The 14,762-nt window shown below is 63.6% G+C and carries 1 protein-coding gene; it reads left to right on the plus strand.

Annotated features, from left to right (window positions below; translation table 11 throughout):
- Positions 1-12 precede the first annotated feature (12 nt).
- A complete protein-coding gene (locus ABAC402_RS41190; RefSeq protein ID WP_023449790.1) occupies positions 13-14,697 on the plus strand; it encodes a rhizobiocin RzcA in 14,685 nt (4,894 codons plus the stop codon).
- Positions 14,698-14,762 lie beyond the last annotated feature (65 nt).

The raw sequence follows: 14,762 nt of genomic DNA on the forward strand, positions 1-14,762 counted from the left end.
GTGGGAACGGACATGGTCAACTACATCGGTACCGAGAACGACGACACCTTTGCCGGCGCGGGCGGTGAGGACAGTGCCCGCGGCAATGACGGCAATGACACCCTGTCGGGGGGGCAAAATCGCGACTATCTCCACGGCGACGGCGGTAATGACAGCTTGCTGGGTGGCGAATGGGGCGATTACCTTTACGGCGGCACAGGCAATGACACCCTGGTCGGCGGTGTCGGCGTGGATGTCCTGCACGGCGGTAGTGGCGATGACCGCTTTGTTTTTACCTTCGGCGACAGTACGGACTATGACTATATCCGCGTTTCGGAAGGCAGTGTAAGCGACAGTGATGTCATCGAGATCCTGGGCGACGTTACCATCGACGATGTGACGTTCGAGATTACCCAGGGTCATACCCCGGGCTATGGTTACGGCTACACCACCCTGATCATCCGCTATGGCGGCGAAGGTGACGACGAAAACGTCATCGTGCTGGAAAATCAATTCAATGACGACGTTTGGGGGACGACCGGCTCACCCCAGATCCAGAGCCTGATCATTGGCGGCCAGACCTACAGCCTGACGGGCGGGATGGCGCTGACCGGCCGTGACTGGTCCGATAACATTCAGGGCACCTCCGGCAATGACACGATCAACGGCTTGCTGGGCTACGACACGCTGCGCGGCCGGGACGGCGACGACCAGATCATTGGCGGCGGAGATTACGACTACCTTTACGGCGGCGACGGCAACGACACCCTGACCGGCGGCGGAGACAGCGATGATCTCTTTGGTGAGGCAGGCAGCGACCGTTACGTCTTTGCAGCGGGCGATGGCCATGACCGCGTTCATCTGTCGAACGGGGGTGGCGCCGACACCGAAGTCGTCGAGATCACGGGCGATGTCGACTATAGCGATATCTCGTTCCAGCGCGTCTCCGGCTACGATAGCATGCTGGGCTATGGCCTTTATGACCTGATCATCCGTTACGGTGCCACTGACAGCCTCCAGTTGATCGGGCAATTCCGCAACCGGGTCACCGACACCACGGACTACAATACCGTTACCACCCTGATTGTCGGCGGCATCTCCTATGGCCTGAACCTGGCCGACTGGCATTTCCGCGGCAGCGAAAACTACGACGATCTGCAGGGCTTTGACGGCAACGACACGATCGAAGGTTTTGACGGCGGCGGCAGTCTGCAAGGTCATGACGGAGATGACAGCCTGACCGGTGGCGTCGACGGCGACAACATGCTGGGCGGTGCCGGCAATGACACCTACGTCATTACAGGCGGGCAAGACACGATTGGCGGAGACGAAGCGGGTGACGCCGATGTTGTCACATTTGCTGTACCGGTCGCCCTGCCGTCGATCTGGGCCGAGCGCACGTTCGAATATGATGACGTCCTGGGCTATGTGAACAGTGGCCTGATCCTGCACTATGGCAATGACGGCGATTCCGTCTATTTAGTCGGGCATTTCCTCAACGAAATGAGCGGGACAACCGACTATGCCCAGAAGTCGGAAATCATCGTCAATGCAACACCGTTCAGCCTGGCGGGTGGTTTCAACTTCCTGGGCACGGTCTATGACGACAACCTGCTAGGTACCAACTCGGGCGATACCCTGTCGGCGGGCGAAGGCAATGACACCCTGTCCGGGGGGCTGGGTGACGATACCCTGACCGGCGGTCTGGGCAATGACAGTCTGGCGGGTGGCGACGGCACTGACGTCGCACGCTTCGACGGCTTGGAATCCGACTATACGGTGTCCGAAGAGACCATCGAAGGCGTCGTCTATACCTATGTCGCCGACAATCGCGACAATGCGCCGGGCGGGATTGATACCTTGACCGGCGTTGAGACCATCCAGTTTTATACGCCCGATCCGGCCGACGGTCCCGTTGCCATTATTGGCACGAACGGCAACGATACCCTGACAGGCGGCGCCTTCAACGACACCGCCTATGGCTATGATGGCAATGATGAACTGAGTGGCCTGGGTGGCAACGACAGTCTCAGTGCCGGGAGCGGTGACGACAGCCTGGACGGCGGCGCGGGCAACGACAGCTTGAGCGGCGACCTCGGACTTGACACCTATCTGGGCGGCGCGGGCGATGACTCCATCGCCGACTACCATGACCTGAGCCATATCACGGCGGGCGACGGCAACGACTATATCGAAGCCTCAGGGACGATCATCGGCGGCCTTGGTAATGACTCCGTCTACAATGCCCATATCGGCACGGCCGGCGACAGCCTCGACGGCGGCGACGGCAATGATTATCTCAGTGGCAATGACAACAATACCGACAGCGCCAATACGCTTATCGGTGGCGAGGGTGATGACAGCCTCGAGGGTGGGGCCAATGCCGACTCGATGACCGGCGGCGCTGGCAGCGACAACCTTTATGCCGAAAACGGGGCTGATACACTCACGGGCGGCGATGGCAATGATTACATCAACGCCCAGGATGGCGGTGATGTAATCGATGGCGGCCTGGGTAATGATGACATCAACACCTCCGGTCGTAACACGATCTCGGGTGGTGAGGGCAACGACTATATCTACGGCAGCGGCCAGGTCGATGCCGGCGCCGGAGACGACACCATCTACGGCTACAGCGGCTCGGGCGAAAATGGCGACAGCGTCAGCGGTGGGGACGGCAACGACTACATTCAGGCCTATGCCTACAACACCCTAAGCGCCAACACCATTGATGGCGGCGCAGACGACGACAGCCTTCAGGGTGGCTATAACGCCGACATCATCACAGGGGGTACCGGTGACGATACGCTGTACGGCGGCGACGGCGATGACTCGCTCGATGGCGGACTCGGGTTCGACTCCGTATCGATCGGCGGCGACTACGAAGATTTCGATGTCACCTACGACGAAGTGACCGACAGCTATACCATCACCGACACGCGCGAATGGTCGAGCGCCGGCAGTGATACGATTACTGGTGTCGAGATCATTGCCTTCTATGATCGCGCCATTACCGGAGAAGGCAAGGTCTTCACCGGTACCAATGACGGCGAAACCCTGACAGGAACGGGTGCTAACGACACCATCACCGCCCTCGGCGGCAACGACTACATCTATGGCGATGGCGGGGCCGATTCCGTCGATGCCGGCACCGGTGACGACACCTTTTACGGCGGCAGCGGCAACGATACGGTCATTGGTGGTGACGGCGCCGACAATATCGACGCCGGTCATGGTAACAACAGCATCTCGGGCGGTGCCGATAACGACTACATCTACCTTCAAGACGGCAACGACACGGCCGAGGGCGGCAGCGGCGACGACTATGTTTACGGCGGCCGCGGCAACAACAGCATGTCCGGTGGTGAAGGCAATGACAGCCTTTACGGCGCGGGGGCGCTGGATGGCGGCGAAGGCAACGATTATCTCGATAATTACGGCTGGTCGTCATCGAGCACCTTAGGCGCGACCCTGACCGGTGGCGCGGGCAATGACAGCCTGTATGGCAACGAGAACAACACCGACAGCGCCAATGTGATGTCGGGCGGCGACGGCGACGACTATATCGGCGGCGGCAATGCCGACGGCGACAATGTCATCGATGCCGGCGACGGCGACGACACCATCTATTCCGGCGACGGCAATGATACGATCGATGCCGGTCTGGGCTTCGATACAGTCATCATCCAGTCCTATATGGAGTATTTCACGCTGGACCGTGATGACGTGACCGGCGTCGTCACCATCACCGACAACCGTTCGGGAATGAACGGCGCGACCGACGTCATTACCGGTGCTGAGGTCATCCAGTTCTATGACGGAGAAGCTGTTTTTGACGGTGAAGTTATCGACGGAACGGCGGATTCCGAGCAACTGGTAGGGACCATAGCCGACGACACCATCACCGGGTTCGACGGCAATGATACGGTCTATGCCGGTGGCGGCGAGGACAGTGTCGACGCCGGCGCAGGGGCTGACTATGTCAGCGGGGGCGGCTCGCACGACACCGTCACCGGTGGCGAAGGCAACGACCAGGTCTATGGCGAACTGGGCGACGACTCCCTGTCCGGCGATGCCGGCAACGACACGCTCTATGGCGACGACGGCGACGACACCCTCAGCGGCGGCGCTGACGACGACTATATCGATGCGGGCTACGGCGATGGCAACTCGGTCACCGGCGATGCCGGCAACGATACCCTCTATGGCGCGGGAACGCTGGACGGCGGCGACGGCGACGACCATGTCCAGACCAACTACTATTTCTGGGGCGGCTATACTTCGGTGGGCAGCCACCTGATCGGCGGTGACGGCAACGATACCCTGATCGGCCACTCCGGCAATACCGGCGGCGGTGTCTCTTCGGCCATTACCACCCTGCCCAACACCCTGGAAGGCGGCGAGGGCAACGACTCGATTACCGGCGGCAGCCACGAGGATATCATCACCGGCGGCGCCGGCGACGATACCATGGTCACCGATACTGGCAGCGACACCATCGACGGCGGCGCCGGCAACGACATTGCGGTCATTTCGGGCAATCGCGCTGACTTCACCCTCGAGCGCGTTGGCGACACAGTCACCCTGGTTGACCTGCGGAACGCCTTTGAGGGCGAGACCAAGATCATCACCGGCGTCGAAACCCTGCGCTTCAACGACCAGGACGTCACCAACGAGGTCGAGACCATCACCGGTACCGAAGACGGCGAAACCATCGCCGGCACGGCGGCGGGTGAAATCATCCTGGCGCTGGGCGGTAACGATTCCGTGTCGGCCGACCAGGGCGACGACAGCGTCGAAGGCGGCGCCGGCAACGACACGGTCTACGCTGGCAATGGCGCCGACACGATCGACGGCGGGGCCGACAACGACCTGCTGTACGGCGAAGCCGGCAACGACTCGCTGTCGGGCGGCACGGGCAACGACACGGTCGAGGACTATAGTGGCACGAACACGATGTCGGGCGGGGCGGGCAGCGACAGCCTGACCGGCGCGGGCACCCTGGATGGCGGCGACAACAACGACACACTCAACGCCTACTATGCCGGCCAGGCCGTCACCCTGCTGGGCGGGGCCGGGGCCGACCTGATCTACAGTTCGGGCGCCAGCGACTCGGTCGACGGCGGCACCGGCGACGATACGGTCCATGTCTATGGCGGTAACGATACGGTTGCCGGCGGCGACGGACGCGATACCCTGGTCATCGCCGCTTACCGCAGCGAGTTCAGCGTCAGCTATGACGAAGGCACCGGCGTCATCACGCTCACCGACCTGCGCGTCGGCTCGCCACAGGGCACCAAGACCCTGACCGGCATCGAAATCCTCAGCTTCTACGATGATATTGTCAGCACGCCGCTGAATACCGGCAGCCCCGTCACCGGCACGGCCGTGTCCGAAACCCTGGCTGGCACCTCTGGCGACGACACGATTTCGGGCCTGGAAGGCGCCGACACCCTCACTGCCGGTATCGGTAACGACTCGGCCAACGGCGGCGACGGCGCCGACATCGTCTACGGCAACTATGGCGAAGACAGCCTGTCAGGCGCAGAGGGTAACGACACCCTCTATGGCGAAACCGGCCAGGACGAGCTGAGCGGCGGCACCGGCAATGACTATCTCGCCGGCGGCAATGGCGACGACACCGCCGATGGCGGTGACGGCAATGATCAGCTGTACGGCGAGAGCGGCGACGACTCGATGGCGGGCGGCGACGGCAACGATTACCTGAACGACACGACCGGTGACAACACGCTGGCGGGCGGTACGGGCAGCGACACCCTGGTCGGTTCGGGCTCTCTGTCCGGCGGCGAGGGCGACGACCAGGTCACCGTGGCAGGCCAAGGCTTCGGCGATGCCGGCAATGACAGTGTCGACGGCGGCGCGGGCGCGGAATCGCTCTATGGCGGCGCCGGCGACGACAAGCTGCGCGGCATGGCAGGCGCCGATATGCTGGACGGCGGCGACGGCAACGACATCCTGTTGGGTGACAGCGCCCAGGACGGCAATGATACCATCGCCGGCGGCAGTGGCTACGACGTCGCCATCTATTCCGGCAATGCTTCGGATTACACTATCTCGACGGTGGGCGGCGTGACCACGGTCACCGACAACCGGCCTGGCGCACCCGAAGGCAGCGACGAACTGACCGCAGTCGAACTGCTGATGTTCGACGATGGCGAGTACGAGCTGAGCGCGTCGGCGGCGGGTGTAGTCGTAATCGGCACTGGCGCCGATGATGTCATCCCGGGACCGGCGCCGTTCAATGCGCTGGACCTGACTGGCAGCGACACCATCGATGCCGGTTCCGGCGGCGACCAGGTCGAGGCAGGTTCAGGCCATGACGTTGTGCTGGGGCGGTTGGCCAATGATGTTTTGAAAGGGGACTATGGTAACGACACCCTGATCGGTGGGTCGGGCGACGACACCCTGCTTGGGGCGACGGGCAATGACGTGCTGTACGGCAGCGACGGCGCAGCCGGTGGCTACAGCGATGATGCCGACGGCAATACCGACGGCAATCCCGATTTCGACCGCGACAGCCTGGACGGCGGCGCCGGCAATGACACCCTGGTCGGCGGCAATGGTGAAGACCGCCTGACCGACTGGGCCGGCAACAACCTGCTGCAGGGCGGCGACGACGGCGATGTCCTGATCGGCAACGGTACGCTGGAAGGCGGCGCTGGCGGTGACCAGATCACCGGCACCGGCAGCCTGAAGGGCGAGGCCGGAGCCGACACCATCGCCGCCTATGCTGGCGCGACCGCCGAAGGTGGCGAGGGCAATGACTATCTCTATGGTGCAGGTGGATTCGACGGCGCGCAGACCCTGTTGGGCGGTGCCGGCAGCGACACGATCGCCGCCAACTGGGGCGACGATAGCGCTGCGGGCGGCGAGGGCGATGACCAGATCACCGGCTACTACGGCAATGATACGCTGAGCGGCGATGCCGGCAACGACACGCTCAGCGACAACAGTGGCGCCAACAGCCTGTCGGGCGGCGCCGGCAACGACGTGGTGAGCGGCGGCGAGGATAACGATACCCTCAGCGGCGGCGGCGATGATGACACTCTGACAGGCGGTTTGGGTAACGATGTTATCGACGGCGGCGACGGCGCGGACGTGGCCGGCCTTTCAGGCAACCGTGCCCTTTATAGCGTCATCCGCGATGGTGCTGGCGGCTACTACGCCGTCAACAACCGCGGCACGGACGGCAGCGATCAACTCTCGACGGTGGAAATCGTCCGCTTTTCCGATAGTGACCTGGTCGTCTCGGCCGGCAATACCGGTACCATCATCATCGGCAGCGGCGATGTCACCCTGACTGGCAGCGCTTATGACGACAGCATCACCGGCGGCGCGACGGCAGAAGACATTGCAGCGAGTGGCGGCAACGACATCGTCAGCGCCGGCAGCGGTGCCGACACGGTCACCGGTGGCACGGGTTTCGACGTCCTGGACGGCGGTACCGACAATGACAGCGTCTCGGGCGATGCCGGTGAGGACACGATCCTCGGCGGTGACGGCAATGACGTGGTCGACGGTGGCGACGACGCCGACACCCTGAACGGCGGCGCGGGCGACGACACCGTCTCGGGCGGTGCCGGCAATGACACCATCACCGGCGGCTCCGGCACGGATGTATTGGATGGCGGTCTCGGCAACGATACGATCAGCGGCAATGGCGACCTGTCGGGCGGCGACGGCAACGACTCTGTCTCCGGGACGGGCCAATTGTTCGGCGATGCCGGCAACGACACCGTCGTCACATCGTCGGGCACCGCCGATGGCGGCGAAGGCCATGACGCCGTCTACGTCAATGGTGGCACCGGTCGCGGCGGGGAAGGCCACGACACCCTGTACGGCCAGTCGTCCGACGACTATCTCGACGGCGGCCTCGGCGAAGACCAGCTCTATGGCTCCAGTGGCGCCGACACCCTGATCGGTGGCCAGAATAACGACACCCTGAGCGGCGGCGTTGGCAATGACGCCATCTATGGCGGTTCCGGCTCCGACCGCGCCTACTTCAGCGGCTATATCGCCGGCTACGTCATCGACAACGTCGCGGGCCACATCACCATCACCGGTGGTTCCTACGTCATTACCTATGATGTTGACGGTGATGGCTTCGTTACCGGCGAGATCGTCGTCAATGGTCCTGACGGTTCCGACACCCTGTTCGGCGTCGAAGCCCTGGTGTTCAGCGATGTTGAACTGGCCGTGCAGCCTTACAGCAATGTCGGCCTGGTGCTGAACGGCACCTCCGGCGATGACATCATCTTTGGCGACATTGGCAACGATACCATGGCCGGCAACGGCGGCCATGACCGCCTGACCGGCGACCAGGGCGACGATTCGCTGTCGGGTAATGACGGCAACGACGTCCTCTACGGCGACGGCGGCAATGACAACCTGGCCGGTGGCGAAGGCCAGGATCACCTCTATGCCGGCGAAGGCAATGATGCGGCCGGCGGCGGTGACGGCAACGACACGATCGATGGCAGCCATGGCGGCGATACGCTGGGTGGCGGCCTGGGCGATGACAGCCTTCTGGCCGGGACCGGCGACGACATCGTTCTGGGCGAAGACGGCAATGACACCCTCTCCGGCGGCGATGGCGCCAACCTGCTGTCCGGCGGCGACGGTGCCGACTCCATCACCAATAGCGGTAGCGGCCTGGCGTCCGGCAATGCCGGCGATGACTGGCTGTGGGGCAATGGTCAGTTGCTCGGCGATGCCGGCAACGACACCATCTACGCCTGGAATCAGGGCTTCGGCGACTCCGACGCAGACGTCCTCTACATCGTCGGCGGCGGCACCGGCGACGGCGGCAGCGGCAACGACACCCTGGCAGGCTGGGATCCGTACAGCTCGGACGGCGCGCAAACCCTTGATGGTTCGACCGGCGACGATGTCATTTCCGGCAATCACAGCGACGACAGCTTGCTGGGCGGCACCGGTAATGACACGGTGTCCGGCGGGACCGGCAATGACACCATCGACGGCGGTGACGACGACGACCTCGTAAACGGTGGCGCCGGCGACGACGTGATTTCGGGCGGTCTCGGCAACGACACCGCCAGCTATGGCGGGAACCGCATCTACTATTCCGTCGTTCAGGATGGCCTCGGCGGCTACGCCGTTGTCGCCAATCGTTCCGGCGAAGGTGAAGACGCACTTAACGGCGTCGAAACAGCATCTTTTGCCGATGTGAATCTGGCCCTTAATTCGGGCACGGCCGGCGACATCCATACCGGCGACGGCAATGGCAACAGCCTGTCGGGCGGCGGTCTCGACGACAGCCTCGTCGGCTTGGGCGGGGACGACACCGTGTCGGGCGGCAATGGCAACGACATCGTTCGTGGTGGCGATGGCAATGACAGTGTTCTGGCCGGCAGCGGCTATGACGTGGTTTACGGCGACGATGGCGACGACCATGTCGACGCGGGTGCCGGAGAAGACCAGGTCCGTGGCGGTGATGGCAACGACACCGTCCTGGGCGGGGATGACAACGACACCGTCTACGGGGATGGTGGCACGGACAGCCTGTCGGGCGGCGACGGCGCCGATGCCCTTTACGGCAACGGCACGATCAGCGGCGGCGCGGGCAACGATTTTATCCGCGGCTCCGGCACCCTGTCGGGCGACGACGGCGCCGATACCATCGAACTCACCGGTGCGGCCCAGGTCTTTGGCGGCGACGGCAACGACACCGTTTCCGAAATCTGGCCCTACTTCGCCGACCAGAGCGTCTCCGGTGAGGCCGGCAATGACCTGCTCAGCAGCGGTTACGGCAATGATACGCTGAGCGGCGGCATCGGCAACGATACGCAAGGCGGCGGCGAGAACGACGACAGCCTGGCCGGCGACGACGGCGACGACCTGCTGAACGGCGGCAATGGCTATGATCGCGTCGAAGGCGGTGACGGCAACGACACCCTCCACGGCGGCGGCGGCGATGACCGCCTGTTCGGCAATGCCGGCAACGACGCGTTTTATGCTGAAGGTGGCAACGACAGGATCTATGGCGGCGGCGGAGTCGATGTTGCCCACTACAGCGGCAACCGCAACGACTACACCATTGTTGAGGATGCCGGCGTTATCATCGTCACCGACAACCGCGGCGGAACGCCGGAAGGCCAGGACACCCTCTATGGTGTTTACAGTCTGGTCTTTGCCGACGCCGCGTATCAGGGAACACCGAACTACGGCTATACCTACACCGGCAGCACCGGCAACGACACCATCACCGACCAGTCCAGCGACGATGTGACCTCTGACCGGCCGGGTTCGAACGATGTCAGCTCAGGCGACGACACCATATGGGCCGGCGCGGGCAATGACTCGATCTCCGGCCTGGCCGGTGGCGACGAAATCCACGGCGAGGACGGCAACGACACCGTTGACGGTGGTACCGAACCCGACTTGGTCTATGGCGAAGCCGGCAACGATGTGCTGAACGGTGGCGACGAAGACGACCGTCTCGACGGTGGGGCCGACAACGATGCCCTCACCGGCGGCGGCGGCGAGGACTACCTGCTGGGCGGTGACGGCAACGACAATCTGGCGGGCGGCGATCAGGACGATTTGCTGGACGGCGGCGCCGGCAACGACACCGTGAACGGCAATGCTGGCGCGGACAGCGTCTATGGCGGCGAGGGCGATGACCTGGTCGCCGATGGCCAGGGCGACAACCTGCTCTTTGGCGGTGACGGCAATGACACCGTCAGCGGCACCGGAGATCTGCGCGGCGACGGTGGCGATGACGTCCTGAACGGTTCGGGCACGGTCTCACTGGATGGCGGCGACGGCAACGATACGGTTTCCGGTTCCGGCACTTTGAGTGGCGGCGCGGGCGACGACGTCATCAACAGCAGCAGCGCGGCCGACGGCATCAACGGCGGTGACGGCAACGATAGCGTCAACATCGCCGGCAACCGCGCGGGCTACGCCCTGATGGCGGTCGATGGCGGCGGCTATGCCGTTGTGCGCCTGGCGGATCTGTCGACCGACCTTATCAGCGAGGTCGAACATCTGGTCTTTGCCGACGGTGAAGCAGCGTTGTCGGGCGGCGATATCGTCGCCGGAACGGACGACAACAATGATCTGACGGGGACGGCCTTCGACGACTCGATCGCGGGCGGCCTCGGCGATGACACGGTCACCGGCCTGGCCGGCAATGATCTGCTGTTCGGCGGTGACGGCAACGACGATATCGCGGCCGGAGACGGCCATGACCATGGCGATGGCGGTGCCGGTGACGACAGCCTGGCCGGCGGCCTCGGAAACGATGTCCTGCTGGGCGGCCTGGGCCACGACGCAGTGAGCGGCGGCAGCGATGACGACAGGCTCGAAGGCGGTGACGGCGTCGATACCCTGCATGGCGACGATGGCGATGACAACCTGTTCGGCGGCAACAGCAGCGACGTCTTGAACGGCGATGCCGGCAACGACACTTTGGACGGGGGCGCCGGCAGCGACTTTATCTGGGGCAGTGAAGGCGATGACGTTGTCAGCGGAGGAACCGGCGACGACGGCCTGGCCGGCGATGACGGTGCCGACAACCTCAGCGACGCCAGCGGCGATAACACCTTAAGCGGAGGTGCTGGCAATGACACCCTGTCCGGCACCGGCACGCTGGACGGCGGTGACGGTCATGACGCTGTCAGCGGCTCAGGCACGCTCATCGGTGGTGCGGGCAATGACGCGCTGTCCGGCAGCGGAAGCCTTTCGGGAGACGCGGGTAATGACAACGTCACCGGTGGCGGCAATGCCGATGTGCTGGATGGCGGCACGGACAACGATACGGTCTCCGGCAACGCCGGCAATGATGACATTACTGGCGGTACAGGCGATGACGTTCTGACCGGCAGCTTCGGCAATGACACCCTGAATGGCGGCGACGGCAGCGATACGGCGATCTTCGCCGGTCCGCGCGACCAGTACACGATCGTCTCCGACGAGGCCGGCGGCTACATCATCGTCGACAACTTCCCCGAAAATGGCGACGAAGGCACAGACCATTTCTCGGGCGTCGAGTATCTGCAGTTTGCTGACCAGTTGATTGATGTCACGGCGTCGAACTTCGGCGTCATTATCGACGGCAGCACGATCGCCGACGACAAGGCCGGCACCTCGGGCAACGACTTCCTGCGTGGCTTCGGCGGCCAGGATAGCCTCACCGGTCTCGACGGCAATGACACCCTGATCGGCGACGACGACGCCGACCAGTTGTCAGGCGGCAATGGCGAAGACGTTCTGAACGGGGGTTCTGCGGCGGACAACCTGGCCGGCGGCAGCGGTAACGACACCTATGCCGTTGACGACGCTGCCGACCTGATCGTCGAGAGCGACGGCGGCGGGACCGATCTGGTCCTGTCCGACGCGGCCGACTACGTCCTGGCGGCTCACGTCGAGAACCTCAGCCTGCAAGGGCCCGGCCATATCAACGGCACCGGCAATGCGCTCGCCAACCTGATCACCGGCAACGGCGGCAACAACCTCCTGACGGGCGGTGACGGCAACGACACCCTCACGGGCGGTCTGGGCGACGACACCGTGGCCTTCAGCGGCGCCCGCAGCGCCTATGACGTCACGGTCTCGGGCGGGGTCTATACCGTCCACGGACCAGAAGGCACCGATACGGTCAGCGGCGTTGAATATATCCGCTTCGCCGACGGCACCTTCGAGATCGCCGCCGTGCTTCAGGTAGCGCCGGTTGCGGCCGACCAGGCTATCGGCGGCGGCATCGAGGGCGAGGCCATGACGGGCGCCGTCACGGCCACCGACGGTGACAGCGATATCCTGACCTACGCCATCGTCGCCGGTCCGGCCCACGGTACCCTCACGGCCTTCGACGCGGTGACGGGTGCCTTCACCTACATGCCCGATGCCGGCTACTACGGCAGTGACAGCTTCACCTTCCGCGCCAATGATGGTTTCGCAGACGGCAATATCGCCACGGTAAGCCTGACCCTGAATCACTTGATTGCGGGCACCAGCGGCAACGACAGCCTGGCCGGTTCCGGCCTGGACGAGGTGCTGCGCGGCCTGGACGGCCAGGACACCCTGGCCGGTGGTGCCGGTCTCGATACTCTGACCGGAGGTGGCGGCAGCGACACCTACGTCATCGCGGACGGCGATACGGTCGTGGAAGCGGCCGACGAGGGCAGCGATACGGTCGAAGCCTCGATCACCTACAGCCTGGGGATCAATGTCGAGAACCTGACCCTGACCGGTTCGGCCAATATCAACGGCACCGGCAACGCCGGCGACAACGTCATCATCGGGAACACCGGCATCAACGTCCTGACGGGCGGCCTGGGCAACGATACCTTCTGGGTCCAGAACGCGACGGACAATGTCGTCGAAGCCAATGGTGAAGGCAATGACCTGGTCGTCGCTTCGGTCAGCTACAGCCTGGCTGGCCGCTTTGCCGAACGCCTGAACCTGACCGGCTCGGACGATCTCACCGCGACCGGAAACGGCCAGGCCAACACCCTGAACGGCAATGCCGGCCACAACCTGATCGATGGCGGCGCAGGCAACGACACCATGGCCGGCGGGGCGGGCAACGACACCTATGTTGTCAACACCATCGGCGACGTCGTCAATGAGAATGCCGATGAAGGTACGGATACTGTGCGCTCGGCGGCGACCTTCACCCTGGGCGTGAACCTCGAAAACCTGGTCCTGACGGGAGTCGCCACGATCAATGGCACCGGCAACGGCCTGGGTAACAGCCTGACCGGCAACAGCGCGGTCAACGTCCTGACGGGTGGTCTGGGTGACGACAGCTACTACGTCCAGACGGTGGGTGACGATGTCGTCGAAGTCTCGGGTGAAGGCAATGATGTTGTCTTCTCATCGATCAGCTACGACCTCAATAAGCGCCATGTCGAGACCCTGACACTCACCGGATCAGCCAATGTTAATGCCACCGGCAACAGCCTGGCCAACATGCTGAACGGCAATGCCGGCAACAATCTGCTGGATGGCGGCGCGGGCTACGATACCTTCGCCGGTGGCGACGGCAATGACACCTATATCGTCAACCTGTCGTCGGAAACCGTGACCGAAGGGCTCAACCAGGGCGCCGACACCGTCCTGTCCTCGGCGACCTTCGCCCTTGGCGATCACCTGGAAAACCTGACTCTGACGGGTACAGCCAACATCAGAGCCACGGGCAATGGGCTGAACAACGTCCTGACCGGCAACAGCGGTATCAATACCCTGACCGGCGGCCTGGGCAACGACAGCTACTATGTCCAGAACACGGCCGACAATGTTGTCGAGAATGCCGGCGAAGGCACGGACCTGATCTTCTCCAGCGTCAGCTACTCTCTGCTGGGGCGCCTGGTCGAAACCCTGCAACTGACCGGCGCCGACAACATCGACGCCATCGGCAACAACCAGGTCAACACCCTGATCGGCAACGCCGGTAACAATACGTTGAACGGTAAGGGCGGGGCGGACATCCTGACCGGCGGGCTGGGTGCGGACATCTTCCTGTTCGAAGCCGGCAGCCGTGCCGACACGGTGACCGACTTCAATGGCTCAGACGGCGATAGCCTCAACATCAACGCCTACACGCACGGCGTTGCCAATAACGGCCTGGTCACCCAGGTCGGCAGCGATACCGTCATCAATCTGGGCGGCGGCAATGTCATCACCCTGCAAGGTGTCAACACCGCGGATGTTCTCGGGCATATCGTCTGGTAGGCTGGCAATCGCAAGAGATCTGCATGGAATGCCCGGCTGCCAAAAGTAGCCGGGCATTTTTTCAT

It is taken from the genome of Asticcacaulis sp. AC402 (assembly GCF_000495835.1).
Taxonomy (GTDB): domain Bacteria; phylum Pseudomonadota; class Alphaproteobacteria; order Caulobacterales; family Caulobacteraceae; genus Asticcacaulis.

Excerpts from the sequence above, each read along its gene's own strand:
- ABAC402_RS41190 (WP_023449790.1), top strand. The coding sequence starts at position 13 with ATGGTCAACTACATCGGTACCGAGAACGACGACACCTTTGCCGGCGCG.